Source organism: Pseudomonas sp. M2 (genome assembly GCF_015751845.1).
GTDB lineage: Bacteria > Pseudomonadota > Gammaproteobacteria > Pseudomonadales > Pseudomonadaceae > Aquipseudomonas > Aquipseudomonas putida_E.
In genome coordinates, this window is sequence record NZ_JADOUD010000001.1 from 3,927,774 (window position 1) to 3,949,020 (window position 21,247).

17 protein-coding genes are annotated in these 21,247 nt (G+C 61.5%); 11 read left to right on the forward strand and 6 right to left on the reverse strand.

The window, feature by feature from the left end; translation table 11 throughout:
• Nucleotides 1-147 precede the first annotated feature (147 nt).
• Together rluB and IWW33_RS18255 are read left to right on the forward strand one after the other, a co-directional pair.
• Complete coding sequence (gene rluB / locus IWW33_RS18250) at nt 148-1,212, forward strand: 23S rRNA pseudouridine(2605) synthase RluB (protein ID WP_046785403.1); 1,065 nt, start codon at nt 148-150, stop codon at nt 1,210-1,212.
• A gap of 809 nt (nt 1,213-2,021) precedes the next feature.
• On the forward strand, nt 2,022-3,443 hold the full coding sequence (locus IWW33_RS18255; protein WP_161871241.1) for an amino acid permease: 1,422 nt from the start codon (nt 2,022-2,024) through the stop codon (nt 3,441-3,443).
• 100 nt (nt 3,444-3,543) lie between these two features.
• Here the strand turns inward: IWW33_RS18255 and IWW33_RS18260 are convergent, their stop codons facing one another.
• Nucleotides 3,544-4,428, reverse strand: coding sequence for a LysR substrate-binding domain-containing protein (locus IWW33_RS18260; RefSeq protein WP_174142113.1), 885 nt, complete (start codon nt 4,426-4,428; stop codon nt 3,544-3,546).
• Nucleotides 4,429-4,580: 152 nt separating this feature from the next.
• On the opposite strand from IWW33_RS18260, the gene IWW33_RS18265 reads away from it, so the two are divergent.
• The gene (locus IWW33_RS18265) at nt 4,581-7,598 is read left to right on the forward strand and encodes an FAD-binding and (Fe-S)-binding domain-containing protein (protein ID WP_119687583.1); all 3,018 of its coding nucleotides are present in this window, start codon (nt 4,581-4,583) and stop codon (nt 7,596-7,598) included.
• An 87-nt stretch (nt 7,599-7,685) separates the two neighbouring features.
• On the opposite strand, the gene IWW33_RS18270 is transcribed toward IWW33_RS18265, so the two are convergent.
• The 4 genes from IWW33_RS18270 to phhA form a co-directional block, all read right to left on the reverse strand.
• Nucleotides 7,686-8,873, reverse strand: coding sequence for an MFS transporter (locus IWW33_RS18270; protein WP_115274154.1), 1,188 nt, complete (start codon nt 8,871-8,873; stop codon nt 7,686-7,688).
• Nucleotides 8,874-8,970: 97 nt separating this feature from the next.
• On the reverse strand, nt 8,971-9,096 hold the full coding sequence (locus tag IWW33_RS26865; RefSeq protein ID WP_256345817.1) for a hypothetical protein: 126 nt from the start codon (nt 9,094-9,096) through the stop codon (nt 8,971-8,973).
• Between the two features lie 211 nt (nt 9,097-9,307).
• Nucleotides 9,308-9,664, reverse strand: coding sequence for a 4a-hydroxytetrahydrobiopterin dehydratase (locus IWW33_RS18275; RefSeq protein WP_039604830.1), 357 nt, complete (start codon nt 9,662-9,664; stop codon nt 9,308-9,310).
• Between the two features lie 39 nt (nt 9,665-9,703).
• Complete coding sequence (phhA, locus tag IWW33_RS18280; protein ID WP_012315607.1) at nt 9,704-10,492, reverse strand: phenylalanine 4-monooxygenase; 789 nt, start codon at nt 10,490-10,492, stop codon at nt 9,704-9,706.
• Between the two features lie 256 nt (nt 10,493-10,748).
• On the opposite strand from phhA, the gene IWW33_RS18285 reads away from it, so the two are divergent.
• A complete protein-coding gene (locus tag IWW33_RS18285) occupies nt 10,749-12,308 on the forward strand; it encodes a sigma-54-dependent transcriptional regulator (RefSeq protein ID WP_174142112.1) in 1,560 nt (519 codons plus the stop codon).
• A gap of 81 nt (nt 12,309-12,389) precedes the next feature.
• On the opposite strand, the gene IWW33_RS18290 is transcribed toward IWW33_RS18285, so the two are convergent.
• Nucleotides 12,390-12,644 carry a DUF2790 domain-containing protein gene (locus IWW33_RS18290; RefSeq protein WP_012315605.1) on the reverse strand — a complete coding sequence of 85 codons (255 nt, stop codon included), beginning with the start codon at nt 12,642-12,644 and terminating at the stop codon, nt 12,390-12,392.
• A 427-nt stretch (nt 12,645-13,071) separates the two neighbouring features.
• On the opposite strand from IWW33_RS18290, the gene acs reads away from it, so the two are divergent.
• The 7 genes from acs (at nt 13,072) to IWW33_RS18325 (ending at nt 21,181) form a co-directional block, all read left to right on the forward strand.
• On the forward strand, nt 13,072-15,033 hold the full coding sequence (acs, locus tag IWW33_RS18295; RefSeq protein ID WP_174142111.1) for an acetate--CoA ligase: 1,962 nt from the start codon (nt 13,072-13,074) through the stop codon (nt 15,031-15,033).
• A 506-nt stretch (nt 15,034-15,539) separates the two neighbouring features.
• Nucleotides 15,540-16,325, forward strand: a complete 786-nt coding sequence (locus IWW33_RS18300; RefSeq protein WP_115274155.1) for an ABC transporter substrate-binding protein — start codon at nt 15,540-15,542, stop codon at nt 16,323-16,325.
• Nucleotides 16,326-16,413: 88 nt separating this feature from the next.
• Nucleotides 16,414-17,103 (forward strand): ABC transporter permease, encoded by a 690-nt coding sequence (locus tag IWW33_RS18305; protein WP_012315602.1) that lies wholly within the window; start codon nt 16,414-16,416, stop codon nt 17,101-17,103.
• On the forward strand, nt 17,100-17,798 hold the full coding sequence (locus IWW33_RS18310) for an ABC transporter permease (RefSeq protein WP_115274156.1): 699 nt from the start codon (nt 17,100-17,102) through the stop codon (nt 17,796-17,798). The genes IWW33_RS18305 and IWW33_RS18310 overlap by 4 nt, the downstream gene beginning before the upstream one ends.
• 22 nt (nt 17,799-17,820) lie before the next feature.
• On the forward strand, nt 17,821-18,585 hold the full coding sequence (gene aotP / locus IWW33_RS18315) for an arginine/ornithine transport ATP-binding protein AotP (RefSeq protein ID WP_012315600.1): 765 nt from the start codon (nt 17,821-17,823) through the stop codon (nt 18,583-18,585).
• A 100-nt stretch (nt 18,586-18,685) separates the two neighbouring features.
• A complete protein-coding gene (argR, locus tag IWW33_RS18320) occupies nt 18,686-19,666 on the forward strand; it encodes a transcriptional regulator ArgR (protein ID WP_115274157.1) in 981 nt (326 codons plus the stop codon).
• A gap of 294 nt (nt 19,667-19,960) precedes the next feature.
• Complete coding sequence (locus IWW33_RS18325; protein WP_119687581.1) at nt 19,961-21,181, forward strand: aspartate aminotransferase family protein; 1,221 nt, start codon at nt 19,961-19,963, stop codon at nt 21,179-21,181.
• Nucleotides 21,182-21,247 lie beyond the last annotated feature (66 nt).

Below are 21,247 nucleotides of genomic sequence, written 5' to 3' on the forward strand. Positions count from 1 at the left end.
AAAACCACTGGGCAGAAAACCACTCCACCCCCTGAAAACCCTCTAAGCTCCAGTGCGTTCCCCTTTGGAACCGCGTATGATGCGCGACCTTTTGGCGCGTTCGTCGCCAGAACCTCTGTTTTCATTCCTACACCGGGAGGTGCCCAGATGAGTGAGCAAGACCTGCAAAATACCGAAATCACCCCGCCAGCCGGCGAAAAGCTGCAGAAAGTGCTGGCGCGCATCGGCGTGGGTTCGCGCCGTGACGTCGAAGCCTGGATCAGCCAGGGCCGCATCAAGGTCAATGGCGTCGCGGCCACCCTCGGCCAGCGCGTCGACCTTCACGATGCCATCGCTGTCGACGGCAAGCTGATCAAGCGCGAAGAGGCCGCTGAGGCCACGCGCCGGGTGATCATGTACAACAAGCCCGATGGTGAGATCTGCACCCGTGACGACCCGGAAGGCCGCCCGACCGTGTTCGACCGCCTGCCGCGGCCGAAGGAAGGCCGCTGGATCAACATTGGCCGACTCGACATCAACACCACCGGTCTGCTGCTGTTCACCACCGACGGTGAACTGGCCAACCGCCTGATGCACCCGTCCTACGAGATGGACCGCGAATACGCGGTGCGTGTGCGTGGCGAGGTCGACGACGAGATGATCGAACGCCTGAAGGCGGGCGTGATGCTTGAAGACGGCCCGGCCAAGTTCACCGACATCCAGAAGGCCCCGGGTGGTGAAGGTTTCAACCACTGGTACCACTGCGTGGTGATGGAAGGCCGCAACCGTGAGGTGCGCCGCCTGTGGGAATCCCAGGGCATGGTGGTCAGCCGCCTCAAGCGCGTGCGTTTTGGCCCGGTGTTCCTCAACTCCGATCTGCCGATGGGCCGCTGGCGTGAAATGACCCAGGGCGAAATCGACATCCTGGCCGCTGAAGTGGGCCTGCAGCCGGTGGCGCTGCCTGCCATGAACCTTAAGGCCAAGGACAAGATGGAGCGCCTGCAGCGCAAGTCGACCCGGCCCATGGGGCGCAGCGAGCGTGTGCGCAGCCTGCGCCCGGCGCAGGAAGCCGCAGCTGCCGAGCGTCCGGCTCGCCAGCCGCGTGAAGAAGCGCCACGCAAAGGCAGCCGCGGCAGTGCGGTGGCTGAGCGTCCAAGCGAGATGCGCAAGCGCCCGGCCAAGCCCGACGGTGACAAGCCGGCAGGGCGTGGTCGCGGCAAACCGCGTGGCTGATCGGCTCAGGCCGTGATCAAAGCGCCAGCTTTCGGGCTAATGCCAGTCAGTTAAGCGATTTGGGGCCGCTGTGCGGCCCATCGCCGGCAAGCCGGCTCCCACAGGTTACAGCGCAAACCAAGAACTGCGCGGTTCCTGTAGGAGCTGGCTTGCCGGCGATGGGCTGCGTAGCAGCCCCAATAACGCTGACTGGCAGGCACTAGCCTTCGGGCTGGCTTTTTTTCGTCTGCAGTTTTGTGTGGGCCTCACCGCGCGCCAAGATGTTGAAGAAAAAGAATTTTTCGGACGACTGGCAAGTTTTCAAACCGCCCTGTAAAGAAAACTGTACGAATTGCCCCGGTTTCTCTTGCTGGGCACCTTCTCTGTAAACAGATCTTGCCGCTCCCGCAGCTCAAGAGCCCCGCCTGCGCCGCCAGCCCTATTGCTCAACCCCCCGTCCCACGCTGATATAGCGACCATTGCCGTGTGCAAAAGCCCGTCCGAAGAGCCGGGCCTATAGAACAACAAATGGAGGCGCCATGTACGCCGATCACTCCGCCTTTCAGGGCTTCCTACCACAGGATCGCTGCGTTTTTTCCGAGGAAACGACGCAACGCGTTGACGCCTGCGCGCTTGCAGGGGTATACAGTGCGCCGCGTTTTACCTGTGACCCTCTTGCGTACCGCGCACTCTTGCTCACACCTGGCTGATCCGCTGCGGCGGCGACTGTGTTCAAGAAACCAAGGTAACCACCTTGCCCATTCCGCTGCGCCACGAGCGCGGTGGGTCCGATTCCGTCACAGATAAAAACAATGCAGGTGACTTCGTTCATGAGTGAACACAACATGCATTCAGGCGAGCTCAAGCGGGGCCTGAAGAACCGCCACATCCAGTTGATCGCCCTTGGCGGCGCGATTGGTACCGGCCTGTTCCTTGGCTCGGCAGGCGTGATGAAATCCGCCGGCCCGTCGATGATCCTGGGCTACGCCATCTGCGGCTTCATCGCCTTCATGATCATGCGCCAGCTTGGTGAGATGATCGTCGAAGAGCCGGTGGCCGGTTCGTTCAGCCACTTTGCCCATAAGTACTGGGGCGGTTTCGCCGGTTTCATGTCGGGCTGGAACTGCTGGGTGCTGTACATCCTGGTGGGCATGTCGGAGCTGACGGCGGTCGGCAAGTACATTCACTACTGGTGGCCGGAGATCCCGACGTGGGTCACGGCAGCGGGCTTCTTCCTGCTGATCAACGTCATCAACCTCATGAACGTGAAGGTGTTCGGCGAAGCCGAGTTCTGGTTCGCCATCATCAAGGTCGCGGCCATCGTCGGCATGATCGGCCTGGGCGCCTACCTGCTGACCAGCGGCAGCGGCGGCCCCGAGGCTTCGGTGACCAACCTGTGGGCGCATGGGGGCTTCTTCCCGCATGGTGTCAGCGGCCTGGTCATGGCGCTGGCGTTCATCATGTTCTCCTTCGGGGGCCTGGAAATGCTCGGCTTCACTGCAGCCGAAGCCGACAAGCCGAGAACCGTGATCCCCAAGGCCATCAACCAGGTCATCTACCGCATCCTGATCTTCTACATCGGTGCGCTGGTCGTTCTGCTGTCGCTGACCCCGTGGGACAGCCTGGTCGCCAGCATCGATGCTTCTGGCGGCAGCTACGGTAGCAGCCCGTTCGTTCAGGTGTTCTCGCTGCTGGGCAGCGATGTGGCCGCCCACCTGTTGAACTTCGTGGTCCTGACGGCGGCACTGTCGGTGTACAACAGTGGTACCTACTGCAATGCCCGCATGCTGCTGGGCATGGCCGAGCAAGGTGATGCCCCCGCAGCCCTGGCCAAGGTCGACAAGCGCGGCGTGCCGGTGCGTTCGATCCTGGTGTCGGCAGCCGTTACCCTGATTGCCGTGCTGCTCAACTACTTCATGCCGCATGATGCGCTGGAGCTGCTGATGTCGCTGGTCGTGGCGACCCTGGTGATCAACTGGGCCATGATCAGTTACTCGCACCTGAAGTTCCGCCAGCACTTGGACCGCACCGGCCAGAAGCCGCTGTTCAAGGCCCTGTGGTACCCCTATGGCAACTACATCTGCCTGGCATTCGTGGTACTGATCCTGGGCATCATGCTGCAAATCCCGGGCATCCAGGTTTCGGTGTATGCCATTCCGGTGTGGGTGCTGGTGATGTTCGTCTTCTACATCATCAAGTCCAAGCGTCGTGAGCTGGGCAATGGCGCAGCAGCCGGCACCGCTACCAAGTAAGCGCAGCGGGCGGTGAACGACACCCGATGTCAGGTGGCTGGCATCGGGTTTTTTATGCGCCGCCTCGCCGGCGACAGGGTCTGTGAACGCAGGAAAGCACTCAGATCTGCTCGAGCAACCAGCCACGAAACGCCCGCAGCGAGGGCAACGCTTCGTTCCTTGGCGGATAGATCAGGTAATAGCTGCGCTGGCTGGCGAACGCCGTACCAGGGCTGAACAGCTCGCCTTTGGCCAGCTCCTCGTCCACCAGTATCCGCGGCACCAAGCCGATGCCGATCCCTGCACGTACCGCCTGGATCAGGTGTGACGTCAGCTCGAAACTCGGCCCCAGGCGCATCGCTCGGTGCGGCAGACCATGGTGTGAAAACCACTCGCCCCAGGCATGTGGATTGTTGGCAACGTTGAGCAGCACCTCGGCGCTGATACGTGCCGGGTCCCAACCCTGGTCGTCGACGTTGGCTTGCGGTGGCAGGATCACCACCAGTTCCTCGGCATGCAGCCGATGGCAGATCAGCCCCGGCAGGTCATGGCTGGCCACGCCGATGGCGGCATCGATCTCGCTGGTGTCGAAGTTGATCGCTTCGATCCGCGAATGAATATGCACCAGCATGCCCGGGTGGGCGCTGTAGAAGGCATGCAGGCGCGGCAGCAGCCACTTGGAGCCGAAGGTGGGCAAGGTCGCCAGGCGCAGCGTGCCGACCCCGGACTGGTAAGCCAGGGCCTGCAAGGTGGCGCTGCGGATGCGGCCCAAGGCTTCGCTGAGCTCGCGCTGGTACAGCCGGCCCACGTCGGTGAGCTGTACCTGGCGGCCTTCGCGGCGGAACAGGGTCAGCCCGAGTTGCTGTTCCAGCGCCTGCACCTGGCGGCTGACCGCGCTCTGGGTCAGGGACAGTTCGGCAGCTGCGCGGGTGTAGCTTTCATGCCGGGCGGCAGCCTCGAAAGCCAGCAGCAATGACATGGAGGGTGTGAGGTGGCGGTAATTCATTCATAAAAGTCATTGATAGCGGCAGGATTATCCGTTTGCCCCTGGGGCGAAACTACAGGAACATTGGCCTATTCGTCATCCTGGCATGGCTCAACCCATGCCAGGGCGACAGGATTCCCGTGAATTAGCCCATATCAAGAGGCCATCCTTCGATGATCGCCCAGCTGCCGACCACTGCGCCGACCGCCGCCTACCCAGAATTCCTCGAAGCCCTGCGCAGCAGCGGCTTCCGTGGCCAGATCAGCGCCGATTACGGTACCCGTACCGTGCTGGCTACCGACAACTCCATCTACCAGCGCCTGCCCCAGGCGGCGGTGTTCCCGCTGGACGCCGACGATGTGGCGCGGGTGGCCGCGCTGATGGGCGAAGAACGCTTCCAGCAGGTCAAACTGACCCCGCGCGGTGGCGGCACCGGCACCAATGGCCAATCGCTGACCGACGGTATCGTGGTCGACCTGTCGCGGCACATGAACACCATCCTCGAAATCAATGTCCAGGAGCGTTGGGTGCGGGTGCAGGCTGGCGTGGTCAAAGACCAGCTCAATGCCGCGCTCAAGCCGCACGGGCTGTTCTTTGCGCCTGAACTGTCCACCTCCAACCGCGCTACCGTTGGCGGCATGATCAACACCGACGCCAGCGGCCAGGGCAGTTGCACCTACGGCAAGACTCGCGATCACGTGCTGGAACTGCACAGCGTGCTGCTCGGTGGCGAGCGCCTGCACAGCCTGCCGATCGACGACGCTGCACTGGAGCAGGCTTGTGCTGCGCCCGGTCGGGTGGGTGAGGTCTATCGGACTGCCCGCGAAATTCAGGAAACCCAGGCCGAGCTGATCGAAACCACCTTCCCCAAGCTCAACCGCTGCCTGACCGGCTACGACCTGGCGCACCTGCGCGACGAACAGGGCCGCTTCAACCTCAACAGTGTGCTGTGCGGCGCCGAGGGTTCGTTGGGTTATGTGGTCGAAGCCAAGCTCAACGTGCTGCCGATTCCCAAGTATGCGGTGCTGGTCAACGTCCGCTACACCAGCTTCATGGACGCGCTGCGCGATGCCAATGCGCTGATGGCGCACAAGCCGTTGTCGATCGAGACGGTGGACTCCAAGGTGCTGATGCTGGCGATGAAAGACATCGTCTGGCACAGCGTTGCCGAGTACTTCCCGGCCGACCCGGAGCGCCCCACCTTGGGTATCAACCTGGTGGAGTTCTGTGGCGATGAGCCGGCCGAGGTCAATGCTCGGGTTGAAGCCTTCATCGACCACCTGCAGCGCGACACCAGTGTCGAGCGCCTGGGCCATACCCTGGCCGAAGGGGCCGAGGCCGTGACTCGGGTCTACACCATGCGCAAGCGTTCGGTGGGCCTGTTGGGCAACGTCGAGGGCGAGGTGCGCCCGCAACCTTTCGTTGAAGATACCGCAGTGCCGCCGGAGCAACTGGCCGACTACATTGCCGATTTCCGCGCGCTGCTGGACGGCTATGGCCTGGCCTACGGCATGTTTGGCCACGTCGACGCCGGCGTGCTGCACGTACGCCCGGCACTGGACATGAAAGACCCCGCCCAGGCGGCACTGGTCAAGCCGATTTCCGACGCCGTGGCGGCGTTGACCAAGCGCTATGGCGGCTTGCTATGGGGCGAGCACGGCAAGGGGCTGCGTTCGGAATATGTGCCGGAGTACTTCGGTGAGCTGTATCCGGCGTTGCAGCGGCTCAAAGGTGCCTTCGACCCGCGCAATCAGCTCAACCCCGGCAAGATCTGTACCCCGCCAGGCAGCGCCGAAGGGTTGACCAGGGTCGATGGCGTAACCTTGCGTGGCGACCTCGACCGCACCATCGACGAGCGTGTATGGCAGGACTTCGGCAGTGCCGTGCACTGCAACGGCAATGGTGCTTGCTACAACTATGACCCCAATGACGCCATGTGCCCCTCGTGGAAGGCTACCCGTGAGCGCCAGCATTCGCCCAAGGGGCGCGCCTCGTTGATGCGCGAATGGCTGCGCCTGCAGGGTGAGGCGAACATCGATGTGCTGGCTGCGGCGCGCAACAAGGTGTCCTGGCTCAAGGGACTGCCGGCACGGCTGCGCAACAACCGTGCACGCAACCAGGGCCAGGAAGACTTTTCCCATGAGGTCTACGACGCCATGGCCGGCTGCCTGGCGTGCAAGTCATGTGCAGGCCAGTGCCCGATCAAGGTCAACGTGCCGGACTTCCGCTCCCGTTTCCTCGAGCTGTACCACGGCCGCTACCAGCGCCCGCTGCGTGATTACCTGATCGGTTCGCTGGAGTTCAGCATCCCCTACCTGGCCCATGCACCAGGGCTGTACAACGCGGTGATGGGGTCGAAGTGGGTCAGCAGTTTGTTGGCGGACAAGGTCGGCATGGTCGACAGCCCGCTGATCAGCCGCTTCAACTTCCAGTCCACCCTCACGCGCTGCCGGGTTGGCGTGGCCAGTGTGCCGGCGCTGCGTGAACTGACCCCGGCCCAGCGCGAGCGCAGCATCGTGCTGGTGCAGGATGCCTTCACCCGTTACTTCGAGACACCACTGCTGGCCGCCTTCATCGAGCTGGCCCATCGCCTGGGCCACCGCGTGTTCCTGGCGCCTTACAGTGCCAATGGCAAGCCGCTGCACGTGCAGGGCTTTTTGGGGGCCTTTGCCAAGGCGGCAATCCGTAATGCCACCCAGCTCAAGGCCCTGGCCGACTGTGGTGTACCGCTGGTGGGCCTTGACCCTGCCATGACCCTGGTCTACCGCCAGGAGTACCAGAAGGTGCCGGGCCTGGAGGGCTGCCCGAAGGTGTTGCTGCCCCAGGAATGGCTGATGGATGTGCTGCCCGAGCAGGCGCACGCCGCGCCCGGCAACTTCCGCCTGATGGCGCACTGCACCGAGAAGACCAACGTGCCGGCCAGTACCCGGCAATGGGAGCAGGTGTTCGCGCGCCTGGGCCTGAAGTTGGTGACCGAGGCCACGGGGTGCTGCGGCATGTCCGGTACCTACGGGCATGAGGCACGTAACCAGGAGACGTCGCGGACCATCTTCGAACAGTCCTGGGCGACCAAGCTGGACAAGGAGGGCGAGGCCCTGGCAACCGGTTATTCGTGCCGTAGCCAGGTCAAGCGCATGACCGAGCGGCAGATGCGCCATCCGCTGGAAGTGGTGTTGCAGTACGCCCGCTGAAACAAGGCCGCTCCTGCAGAGGTACGCGGTTACCCGTAGGAGCGGCCTCGTGTCGCGAAAGGGGGGCGTAGCGCCCCCCACATGCGCTCAAATATGCCTGAAACGCCGCGCCTGACGGTACAGGTACAGGCTCAACACCAGCCCGCAGCACGCCGCCGCTGCCGCAAACAGAAACATCGAAGCAAACCCGAACCCCGACGCCACCGCGCCCACCAGTGGCCCGGTAATGCCCAGTGACAGGTCGATGAACAGCGAGTATGCCCCCACCGCCGCCCCGCGGTTGGCTGCCGAAACCTGATTCACCGCTTCCACGCCCAGCGCCGGGAAAACCAGCGAGAAGCCGAAGCCACTGAGCGCCGCTCCGGTCAAGGCGAGCTCTGCGCTGGGTGCCAGCCACAGCATCAGCAGGCCCAGTGTCTCGACCGACAAGCACACGATCGCCACCCTGAACCCGCCAATCCTGTTGATGAGATTGCCGAACAGCAGCCGCGCACAGATGAAGCTGGCACCGAACAGGCTCAGGGTCAGTGCTGCATTCGCCCAGCCACGGCTGGCGTAGTACAGGGTGATGAAGGTGGCGATGGTGCCAAAGCCGATCGAGCCCAAAGCCAGCCCCGAACCATGCGGGAACACTTTGCCCAGCACCCGCAGAAACGGCATACGCACGCCGCTGACAATCGGCGCAGCGCGTTTTGGCCATGCCAGCAGCAGGCCTATCGCGCATAGCAGGATGATGCTCACCCCCATGCTCCACAGTCCCAGGTGCTTTACCATCAGTACGCCCAGTGGGGCACCGATGGCCAGCGCACCATAGCTGGCGATCCCGTTCCAGGAGATGACTTTAGCGGTGTTTTCAGCGCCGACCCTGCCAATCCCCCAGCCTATCGAACCCGAGCCCACCAGGCTTTCTGCACTGCCCAATACCAGGCGGCCGACCAACAGGCAGGCCAGGCTCAGCCAAGGCAGGTGGGTGAGGAAGGCGCAGGCGAGCATGAAAACACCACTCAGGCCGCAACCGGCGAGGCCATACATGACGGCTTTCTTGCTGCCCAGGTTGTCGATGATGCGGCTGGCTGTGGGGCGGCTGAGCAGGGTGGCGAGGTATTGCACACTGATCACCAGGCCGGCGACGACGGTGCTGAAGCCCAGGTCGTTGTGCACGTAGCCAGGCAGCACGGCGAGGGGTATGCCGATGTTCAGGTAGCCGATAAAGGTGAACAGGACGATGGAGACGACTTGCAGGGTGACCGCAAGGGGGCGCGGTGAGTCGGGCATGGGGGCCTACGTGGCAGAAGTTCTGGACGGTGTGAAAACGTGATGACAGCGGTAGTCCGAAAGTCAGCCGTTTTCACACAGTCGGGGGGATGCGCGGTTATTCCTGGTCAGCGCTGGATTGATCGTCGCCATCCTCGACGGCAGGCGCCGGTTCGGAATGAGCGGCAACGGTTTGCTCTTCGGGGTTCAGGCTTGGGAAGGGAAGATTCGGGATTTCGTGCATCTCGTCGTTCCTCGCAAGTGTGAGTCAAAAGGCTGCGCCAGGCGCGTTTGGAGCTTCGCAAAGCTGAGGCAGGATACACAAGTCTGGATGACAGTTTGTAATTTTTCCCGGTCGCTTGTCGGTTTTGCGGGCGGATACCGGACATTTTCCTGACACAACAAGGCCGCTGCGCGCCCCGCGAACAGGGCGCGCAGCGGCCTTTTGCAACGTGTTACTTGCGCCCTTCAGCGGTATCGGCAACCTTGTCGGTCCGCGCGCACATGATGAAGTCGTTGCGGTGCAGGCCCTTGATGGAGTGGCTCCACCAAGTCACGGTGACCTTGCCCCATTCGGTCAGCAGGCCTGGGTGATGACCTTCGGCTTCAGCGATTTCGCCTACTGCGTTGGTAAATGCCAGGGCGTGCTTGAAGTTCTTGAACAGGAACACACGCTCCAGCTCCATATGACCGTCACGTACTTCGATGTTCCAGTCCGGAATCTCGCGGATGAGTTCGGCCAGTTCCTCGTCGGTGACTTTCGGCGCATCGGCGCGGCAGGCTTCGCAGTGGGCTTGGTTCAAGGCATTCATGAGGTGTTTTCCGATTCGAGTTGTTGTCGGCAAGGTCGCTCAGGCGGCGACCTTGGGTGGAAACTTCGGCGCATGCAGCCCCAGCTGCATGGCTTGCTGGACCATGCCCATGATGTCTTCGTGGGCCAGGTCGAACAGGCGCTTGAGGTTCGGCAGCACGAAGTACAGGGGCTGCAGGATGTCGATGCGGTAGGGGGTGCGCATGGCCTCGATCGGGTCGAAGGCCTGGTGCTCCGGCTCACCGGACAGACTGTAGACGGTTTCTTTTGGCGAAGAGAGGATGCCGCCGCCATAGATCTTGCAGCCTTGTGCGGTCTCCATCAGGCCGAACTCAATGGTCATCCAGTACAGGCGCGCCAGGTACACGCGCTGTTCCTTGGTCGCGGCCAGGCCCAGCTTGCCATAGGTGTGGGTGAACTCGGCGAACCAGGGGTTGGTCAGCAGCGGGCAGTGGCCGAAGATCTCGTGGAAGATGTCCGGTTCCTGCAGGTAATCCAGCTCTTGTGGGGTGCGGATGAACGTGGCGACCGGGAAGCGTTTGCTGGCCAGCAGCTCGAAGAAGGTCTGGAAGGGGATCAGTGCCGGCACACGGGCAACCTGCCAACCGGTGGTGGCGCCCAGCACTTTGTTGATCTCGCCCAGTTGCGGAATGCGGTCATGGGGCAGCTTGAGCTGATCGATGCCATCCAGGTACTCCTGGCATGCCCGGCCTTCGATGACTTTCAGCTGGCGGGTGATCAGCGTGTTCCATACCGCATGCTCTTGCTGCGGGTAGTCGATGAAGCCTTGCGCATCGGGCTCGCGCGCCACGTATTGCGTCTGTTTCATGTGGCTCTCCTGGTGAGGGCTTTTATTGTTATGTCCACGACATACCTAAGAAATATCCCTTCATCTGCCCGATTGCACCCGGTGTCAGAACGCCTGAACTGCAGTTTCAAGGCGTTTTTCGTAACGATAATTTTACAAACATGGCGGCATCGCGGAAAATTCGGTGTGTCGAGCTGGCCCTTGCTGTGTTTTTGTCAGCTTTTCTTTACGAATATTATGCGGCCGATTTAAAAACTTCGCCGCTTCGAGAGCTTTCATGCGTATCAAAGTGCATTGCCAGAACCGCATCGGCATCCTTCGCGACATCCTCAACCTGTTGGTGGAGTACGGTATCAACGTGCTCCGTGGTGAGGTCGGTGGCGACCATGGCAATGCCATCTACCTGCATTGCCCGAACCTGATAAACCTGCAGTTCCAGGCTCTACGCCCGAAATTCGAGTCCATCGCCGGGGTCTTCGGGGTCAAGCGTGTCGGCCTGATGCCCAGCGAGCGACGGCACATGGAGCTCAACGCGCTGCTGGGGGCGCTGGATTTCCCGGTGCTGTCGGTCGACATGGGCGGCAGTATCGTCGCCGCCAACCGCACCGCCGCGCAGTTGCTGGGCGTGAGGGTCGACGAGGTGCCGGGCATCCCATTGGCGCGCTATGTCGAGGACTTCGACCTGCCGGAACTGGTGCGGGCCAACAAATCGCGAATCAATGGCCTGCGGGTCAAGGTCAAAGGTGACATTTTTCTGGCCGACATCGCACCTTTGCAGTCCGAGCATGACGACAGCGAGGCATTGGCTGGCGCGGTGTTGACCCTGCACCGTGCCGACCGCATCGGCGAGCGCATCTATAACGTGCGCAAGCAGGAGCTGCGCGGTTTCGACAGCATCTTCCAAAGCTCGCGTGTGATGGCGGCGGTGGTGCGTGAGGCGCGGCGCATGGCGCCGCTGGATGCACCGTTGCTGATCGAAGGCGAGACAGGTACCGGCAAGGAACTGCTGGCGCGTGCCTGCCACCTGGCTAGCCCGCGGGGGCAGGCGCCTTTGATGGCCCTCAATTGTGCCGGCCTGCCAGAGTCCATGGCGGAAACCGAGCTGTTCGGTTATGGCCCCGGTGCGTTCGAGGGCGCGCGCGCCGAAGGCAAACTGGGCCTGCTGGAGTTGACCGCTGGTGGGACACTGTTCCTCGATGGGGTGGGGGAGATGAGCCCTCGCCTGCAGGTGAAGCTGCTGCGCTTTCTGCAGGACGGCTGCTTCCGTCGTGTAGGCAGTGATGAGGAGGTGTACCTGGATGTACGGGTGATCTGCGCAACCCAGGTGGACCTTTCCGAATTGTGCGCTCGGGGCGAATTCCGCCAGGACCTGTACCATCGCCTCAATGTGTTGTCGTTGCACATACCGCCGTTGCGCGAGTGCATGGACGGCCTGGAGGGGTTGGTGCAGCACTTTCTCGATCAGGCCAGCCGGCAGATTGGTTGTGCCATGCCGCGCCTGGCGCCTGCGGCGATGGACAAACTGGCGCACTACCATTGGCCGGGCAATGTCCGGCAACTGGAAAACGTATTGTTCCAGGCGGTATCGCTGTGCGAAGGCGGAATAGTGAAAGGCGAGCATATCCGCCTGCCGGATTACGGCGTGCGGCAACCCTTGGGTGAATTTACCCTTGAAGGTGATCTTTCGCAGATTGTCGGGCGCTTTGAAAAGGCTGTACTGGAAAGTCTGATCGGGGAATATCCAAGTAGCCGGGCGCTGGGCAAGCGACTGGGTGTTTCACATACAACCATTGCCAACAAGTTGCGGGATTATTCGTTGGGCAAGTCGAATGAGTGACGGAGTGGCGGGTGGATTAAACTCAACACTGTTCATCGTGGGGTTGTTGACGAATGGGCCCCGCAGGGCCCAAATCATTCATCAGCCGTTGGAGCAGCCGTTACCCATGACGCGGTATTCGAGAATGTGCTTCTGACCCTTGGAATCCTCGTAGGTCATGCGGGCCGGCACGACTTCGCACACGTTTGGCACTTCGCTCATGGAGATGACGCGGGCGATATCCAGGTGCTGCGAATAACTGTACTGTTCAACCGGAATCTGCTCGGCATCCTTTGCTTCATCGGCCATTGCCGCGCTGCAAAGACTACCAAGTACCAATACCAGTAACGCTTTCATTTTCTATTTACCTGTCTAAGGTCGTGAGGGGGCACGCGGCGCTTGTGGCACCGCGAATACAGCCAAGTTTTCAACTATCGGATTAGCGCGCGATTAACGAGTTGCCTTCGTGGGGGCTGTGACTGTTACCAGTTGTTAATCGCCTTTGCCGTTGCTGGCGTAGTGAATCTTATGCTTCGGTAATTAAGGGAAACAGTGGGCGTTTTGATAAAGTTTTTTCGCCTTTTGACAGAAACTGTAACAATCCCCCGGGAAAATCTTTTGCTTTCCCCTCTCGCCGGGTTGCCAGCTGCGGCCTAGAGCCTTTCCGGCCGTCCACAAGGTGCGCAACCTGTCGCGTTACTACCATCGTCGTATGGCTTTTGCCGCTCTGGTACAGTTACAAACGGTTCCATACAAAAACAACTATTACACCGAGGTAACACAGATGAGTGCGGCTCCACTGTATCCCGTTCGTCCCGAGGTTGCGGCCACTACCCTGACCGACGAGGCCACCTACAAGGCCATGTACCAGCAATCGGTGATCAACCCGGACGGCTTCTGGCGTGAGCAGGCCCAGCGCATTGACTGGATCAAGCCTTTCACCAAGGTCAAGCAGACTTCCTTCGACGATCACCATGTCGATATCAAGTGGTTTGCCGACGGCACTCTCAACGTCTCCTCCAACTGCCTGGACCGCCACCTCGAAGAGCGCGGCGACCAACTGGCAATCATCTGGGAAGGTGACGACCCTTCCGAGCACCGCAACATTACCTATCGCGAACTGCACGAGCAGGTCTGCAAATTCGCCAACGCCCTGCGCGGGCAGGACGTGCACCGTGGGGATGTAGTGACCATCTACATGCCGATGATCCCTGAGGCCGTGGTTGCCATGCTGGCCTGTGCCCGCATCGGTGCGATTCACTCGGTGGTGTTTGGCGGCTTCTCGCCTGAAGCGCTGGCCGGGCGCATCATCGATTGCAAGTCCAAGGTGGTGATCACCGCCGACGAAGGTTTGCGCGGTGGCCGCCGTACTCCGCTCAAGGCCAACGTGGACCTGGCGCTGACCAACCCTGAAACCAACAGCGTGCAGAAAATCATCGTGTGCAAGCGCACCGGTGGTGACATTGCCTGGCACCAGCACCGAGATATCTGGTACGAAGACCTGATGAAGGTGGCCTCCAGCCATTGCGCGCCTAAGGAAATGGGTGCCGAGGAGGCGCTGTTCATTCTTTATACCTCCGGCTCAACCGGCAAGCCCAAGGGCGTGCTGCACACCACCGGTGGTTACCTGGTGTACGCCGCGCTGACCCACGAACGCGTATTCGACTACCGCCCCGGCGAGGTCTACTGGTGCACCGCTGACGTCGGTTGGGTCACCGGCCACAGCTACATCGTCTACGGGCCGCTGGCCAACGGTGCGACCACGCTACTGTTCGAGGGCGTACCTAACTACCCGGACATTACCCGGGTGTCGAAGATCGTCGACAAGCACAAGGTCAACATCCTCTACACCGCACCTACAGCGATTCGCGCCATGATGGCCGAAGGGCAGGCGGCCGTTGAGGGTGCCGACGGCTCGAGCCTGCGCCTGCTGGGTTCGGTCGGTGAGCCGATCAACCCTGAGGCCTGGAACTGGTACTACAAGACCGTCGGCAAGGAGCGTTGCCCGATCGTCGACACCTGGTGGCAGACCGAGACCGGCGGCATCCTGATCAGCCCGCTGCCGGGCGCCACGGGCCTCAAGCCGGGTTCTGCGACCCGTCCGTTCTTTGGTGTGGTGCCGGCGCTGGTGGACAACCTGGGCAACCTGATCGATGGTGCCGCCGAGGGCAACCTGGTGATCCTCGATTCCTGGCCGGGCCAGTCTCGCTCGCTGTATGGCGATCATGACCGCTTCGTCGATACCTACTTCAAGACGTTCCGCGGCATGTACTTCACCGGTGACGGCGCGCGCCGTGACGAGGATGGCTACTACTGGATCACGGGCCGGGTGGATGACGTGCTCAACGTTTCCGGCCACCGTATGGGTACCGCAGAGATCGAAAGCGCCATGGTCGCCCATGCCAAAGTGGCCGAGGCTGCGGTGGTGGGGGTGCCGCACGATATCAAAGGGCAGGGCATCTATGTGTACGTGACCCTCAATGCCGGCGTGGAGCCTACCGAGCAGTTGCGCATGGAGCTGAAGAACTGGGTGCGCAAGGAGATCGGCCCGATTGCCTCGCCGGATGTTATCCAGTGGGCACCAGGGCTGCCGAAGACGCGCTCGGGCAAGATCATGCGACGTATCCTTCGCAAGATCGCCACGGCGGAATACGGCTCGCTAGGTGATATCTCCACCCTGGCCGACCCGGGCGTGGTGCAGCATTTGATTGATACCCACAAGGCAATGAACCTGGCGTCGGCCTGATGAAATGAGCGGGACTGCAGGGCAGTCCTGCTTCGCACGAAAACCCCGCACGGGCAACCGGCGGGGTTTTTGCTTTACTGTTACCCGACATTCATCGGTAACTCTTCTGTCACCGATTACGCACAGCTGCGGGGCGAGCGGGAACACTCATGACCCGTTTCGGTGCGTTCGCGGCGCCATTTCTTGCAGTGCAGCACGCTACACTTGCCGTCGTACAAGGCTTTGCCAATAATAGGCCCAGTAATTGCTAGTTCTATAGGTTATTTTCCTTGCGCTCTTGCATATCTTGCAAAGGCTGTCAACCTCGCCCGCTGCCGTTTCAAGCGCTTCTGTAAGTAGTTGTCGCTTTGAAGAAATATCGACTACCGGGCTGTCGTTAAAATGCCACTCACTCGCTCGTGGTCTGCGACCTTGGTCGAACCCTGCGCGGCTCGCGTTGTACCCATTCGCATATCGGGCAGTTGTTACTCCTGCCTTGTAATGCCCCGTACCGATGGAGTTACCTGATGAAGAAGCTCGCACTGCTTGGCGCCCTGGCGCTTTCCGTGTTTTCCCTGGTGTCGCAGGCTGATGAAAAACCGTTGAAAATCGGTATCGAAGCGGCCTACCCACCCTTCGCCTTCAAGCAGCCCGACGGCAGCATCGCCGGTTTCGACTACGACATCGGCAACGCCCTGTGTGAAGAGATGAAAGCCAAGTGCACCTGGGTCGAGCAGGAGTTCGACGGCCTGATCCCGGCGCTGAAGGTGCGCAAGATCGACGCCATCCTGTCGTCCATGTCGATTACCGATGACCGCAAGAAATCGGTCGATTTCACCAAGCGCTACTACCTGACCCCAGCGCGCCTGGTGATGAAGGACGGCGCTACCGTCAGCGACAGCCTGGATGAACTCAAAGGCAAGAAGATCGGCGTGCAGCGCGGCTCGATCCACGACCGCTTCGCCAAGGAAGTGCTGGGCGCCAAAGGTGCCACCGTGGTTCCGTACGGCACCCAGAACGAAATCTACCTCGACGTGGCCGCTGGCCGCCTCGACGGCACCGTGGCTGATGCCACCCTGCTGGAAGACGGTTTCCTGAAAACCGACGCCGGCAAGGGCTTTGCCTTCGTTGGTCCTTCGTTCACCGACGCGAAATACTTCGGTGACGGCATCGGCATCGCCGTGCGCAAAGGTGACGATGCCAACCGCGAGCGTATCAACAAGGCCATCGACGCGATCCGTGCAAACGGCAAGTACAAGCAGATCCAGGACAAGTACTTCAACTTTGACATCTACGGTCCAGACTCGAAGTAACACGTCGAGTTTCACCTGTGCAATGGTGCAAACAGCAGAGGCTCTGAGGTTTGCACCATTTTTCATTCTTTAGGTCGAGGACCTCATCATGTTGAAAGGCTACGGGGCAGTCATCCTCGACGGGGCGTGGCTGACGCTGCAGCTCGCCCTGTCGTCGATGGCCCTGGCCATTGTGCTCGGCCTGATTGGCGTGGCGCTGCGCTTGTCGCCGGTGCGCTGGCTGGCCTGGTTGGGCGATATGTATTCCACCGTGATCCGGGGTATTCCGGACCTGGTGCTGATCCTGCTGATCTTCTACGGCGGGCAGGACATCATCAACCGTTTGGGGCCGCTGGTGGGCTATGACGACTACATCGACCTGAACCCGCTGGTCGCAGGCATCGGTACCCTGGGCTTCATCTTTGGCGCCTACCTGTCAGAAACCTTCCGAGGTGCGTTCCTGGGTATTCCCAAGGGCCAAGCCGAAGCTGGCGCGGCCTATGGCATGAGCAACCGGCAGGTATTCTTCCGTATTCAGGTACCGCAGATGATTCGCCTGGCGATCCCGGGCTTCACCAACAACTGGTTGGTACTGACCAAGGCGACGGCACTGATTTCGGTGGTCGGCCTGCAGGACATGATGTTCAAGGCCAAGCAGGCGGCAGACGCCACCCGCGAACCCTTCACCTTCTTCCTGGCGGTGGCGGCGTTGTACCTGGTGCTGACCAGTGTCTCGCTGCTGGCACTGAAGTATCTCGAGAAGCGCTACTCGGTGGGCGTCAAGGTGGCTGAGCTATGATTTTCGATTACAACGTCATCTGGGAGGCCATGCCGCTGTACCTCGGCGGCCTGCTGACCACCCTCAAGCTGCTGGCGATATCGCTGTTCTTCGGCCTGCTGGCGGCTGTGCCGCTGGGCTTGATGCGGGTGTCCAAGCAGCCGGTGGTCAACCTCACGGCCTGGCTCTACACCTATGTGATCCGCGGCACGCCGATGCTGGTGCAGCTGTTCCTGATCTACTACGGCCTGGCTCAGTTCGAGGCAGTGCGCGAAAGCATCTTCTGGCCATTGCTATCGAGCGCCACGTTTTGTGCGTGCCTGGCATTTGCCGTCAACACCAGTGCCTACACCGCCGAAATCATCGCCGGCAGCCTCAAGGCTACCCCGCACGGCGAGATCGAGGCGGCCAAGGCCATGGGTATGTCCCGCATGAAGATGTACCGTCGCATCCTGCTGCCGTCGGCCCTGCGCCGGGCGTTGCCGCAGTACAGCAACGAAGTGATCATGATGCTGCAGACCACCAGCCTGGCGTCGATCGTGACCCTGATCGACATCACCGGTGCCGCACGTACGGTCAATGCCCAGTACTACCTGCCTTTCGAGGCCTACATCACGGCGGGCGTGTTCTATCTGTGCCTGACCTTCATCCTGGTGCGCCTGTTCAAGATGGCCGAACGCCGCTGGCTCGGCTACCTGGCGCCGCGCAAGCACTGAACGCTCTGTGAGAACCGACAGCATGTACAAACTAGAAGTCCAAGACCTGCACAAGCGCTACGGCAGCCATGAAGTGCTCAAGGGTGTGTCCCTGGCGGCCAAGGCAGGCGATGTGATCAGCATTATCGGCTCCAGCGGTTCGGGCAAGTCGACCTTCCTGCGCTGCATCAACCTGCTCGAGCAGCCGCACGCCGGCAAGATACTGCTCAACAACGAAGAGCTGAAGCTGGTCGCCGGCAAGGACGGCGCGCTCAAGGCTGCCGACCCGCGCCAGCTGCAGCGCATGCGCTCGCGGCTGTCGATGGTGTTCCAGCATTTCAACCTGTGGTCGCACATGACCGCGCTGGAAAACGTCATCGAGGCGCCGGTGCACGTGCTTGGCGTAAACAAGAAAGAAGCCCTGGAAAAAGCCGAACATTATCTGGCCAAGGTGGGCGTCGCCCATCGCAAGGATGCTTTCCCGGGGCATATGTCCGGCGGTGAGCAGCAGCGTGTGGCGATTGCCCGAGCGCTGGCGATGGAGCCTGAAGTGATGCTGTTCGACGAGCCGACTTCGGCGCTCGACCCCGAACTGGTCGGCGATGTGCTAAAGGTCATGCAGGCCCTGGCCCAGGAAGGCCGGACCATGGTGGTGGTGACCCATGAGATGGGCTTTGCCCGCGAAGTGTCCAACCAGTTGGTGTTCCTGCACAAAGGCCTGGTCGAAGAGACCGGCTGCCCGCGCGAAGTGCTGGCCAACCCGCAATCGGAGCGGCTCAAGCAGTTTCTCTCTGGCAGCCTGAAGTAAAGGCTGCACCTTCGCACCAGAATAGGGCATGCTGCGCAGCAGTGCGCAGTCTGCCTTGGCGCCACAGACTCGAACGACTTCAGGTTTCGGACCTTACCCTATGACCACCCAGCGAATCGGTTTTCTCATCTGGCCAAGCACCAAGCCCTTGACGTTGGCGCTGGCGGAGGAAGTATTGCTGGTGGCCCAGCGGGTACATCCTGATGTGGTTTACGAGCTGGCCTTTCTGCAGGCCGAACCTGCGCAGGATGGCGCCTGGCGCCTGCCCGGCGAGCCCTGGAACGGGCGCCTGGAGGGTTGTCACAAGCTGTTCCTGCTCGCTGACGAGCTGCCCCAGGCGCTGGGGTCGGCGCTGTCCTCGGCCCTCAAGCAATTGGCCCGTAGCGGCTGCATTATTGGCGGGCTGTCTGCGGGTGTGTATCCGTTGGCCATGCTCGGCCTGCTCGATGGTTACCGCGCTGCGGTGCATTGGCGCTGGCAAGACGATTTTGCCGAGCGCTTTCCCAAGGTCATCGCCACCAGCCATCTGTTCGATTGGGACCGTGATCGCCTGACCGCTTGCGGCGGTATGGCGGTGACCGACTTGCTGCTGGCGGTGCTGGCGCGTGATCACGGGGCTGAGCTGGCTGGTGCGGTTTCCGAGGAGCTGGTGGTCGAGCGCATTCGTGAGGGGGGGGAGCGCCAGCGCATTCCGCTGCAGAACCGCCTCGGCTCCAGCCATCCGAAGCTGACCCAGGCGGTGCTGTTGATGGAAGCCAACATCGAAGAGCCGCTGACCACTGACGAAATCGCTCAGCATGTATGCGTGTCGCGCAGGCAACTGGAGCGTATCTTCAAGCAGTACCTCAATCGGGTGCCCAGCCAGTATTACCTGGAGTTGCGGCTGAACAAGGCGCGGCAGATGCTGATGCAGACCAGCAAATCGATCATCCAGATCGGCCTTTCCTGTGGTTTCTCCTCCGGCCCGCATTTCTCCAGCGCCTACCGCAATTTCTTTGGCGCCACGCCACGGGAAGACCGCAACCAGCGGCGTAACAGCAGCCCCTTCGAATTGAGTTCGGCGCCTGCCGAAAAGGGCTGAAAGCTTCCCTGCGCAATGCGCTTCCATCGCCGGCAGGCCGGCTCTCATACTGATCGGGTTGCCGCCGGTACAGCCGGCATGTCTTCTTATGTGAACACCCGTTCACCCAGTCCCGCTCTGCCGTTACACTGCGCGATTGCGACAGTGTTTGTCGCATTGCCGAAAGCCTGGGTAAAACTGGGTTTTGCGCTGTAACAAGTTGTCGCTTGGCCGCAAGGACAGGCGCAGATCAGTCCTTACAATCCCCCCATCGCTCGCCACTTCCAGGCCAGCGTTCCTCTTCAGGAGACTCAGATGTCCGTTGAGCAAGCCCCGGTGCAACGTGCCGATTTCGACCAGGTCATGGTCCCCAACTATTCTCCGGCGGCCTTCATTCCTGTGCGAGGCGAGGGTTCCCGCGTATGGGACCAGTCGGGTCGCGAGCTCATCGACTTTGCCGGTGGCATTGCGGTAAACGCCCTGGGCCACTGCCACCCGGCACTGGTCAAGGCCCTGACCGACCAGGCCAATACCCTCTGGCACGTTTCCAACGTCTTCACCAACGAACCGGCACTGCGCCTGGCACATAAACTGGTCGATGCCACCTTTGCCGACCGTGCTTTTTTCTGCAACTCCGGCGCTGAGTCCAACGAGGCCGCCTTCAAGCTGGCCCGTCGTGTGGCCCATGACCGCTTCGGTCCCGACAAGCACGAAATCATCTCCGCCGTGAACAGCTTCCACGGTCGCACCCTGTTCACCGTCAGTGTCGGCGGCCAGCCGAAGTACTCGGACGGTTTCGGCCCGAAGATCACCGGCATCAGCCATGTGCCCTACAACGACCTGGAAGCGCTGAAGGCACAGATTTCCGACAAGACCTGCGCCGTGGTGATCGAGCCGATCCAGGGCGAGAGTGGTGTGGTCCCGGCCGACAAGGCGTACCTGGAAGGCGCCCGCAAGCTGTGTGACGAACACAACGCCCTGCTGATCTTCGATGAAGTGCAGACCGGTGTGGGCCGTACCGGCTCGCTGTACGCCTATCAGCACTACGGCGTGACGCCGGACATCCTGACCAGCGCCAAGAGCCTGGGTGGTGGTTTCCCGATCGGCGCCATGCTCACCACCAGTGAGCTTGCCAAGCATCTGGCGGTCGGCACCCACGGCACTACCTATGGCGGTAACCCGTTGGGTTGTGCCGTTGCCTGCGCGGTGCTGGATGTGATCAACACCCCAGAAACCCTGGCCGGTATCAAAGCCAAGCACGAGCGCTTCAAGGTGCGTCTGGAGAAGATCGGCCAGCAGGCCGGCCTGTTCTCTCAGGTGCGTGGTGTCGGCCTGTTGATCGGCTGCGTGCTGACCGAAGCCTGGCAGGGCAAGGCCAAGGACATCCTCAATGCCGCCGAGAAGGAAGGCGTGATGGTACTGCAGGCCGGCCCGGACGTGGTGCGCTTCGCGCCGAGCCTGGTGATCGAAGATGCCGATATCGATGAAGGCCTGGACCGCTTCGAGCGGGCTGTGGCCAAACTGACCCAGGCCTGATTCGCCGGCGGTCCTTTCGCCGGCCCCGAGCGGGCCGGTGATAGCAGAATTCCAGTGCGGGCGCGT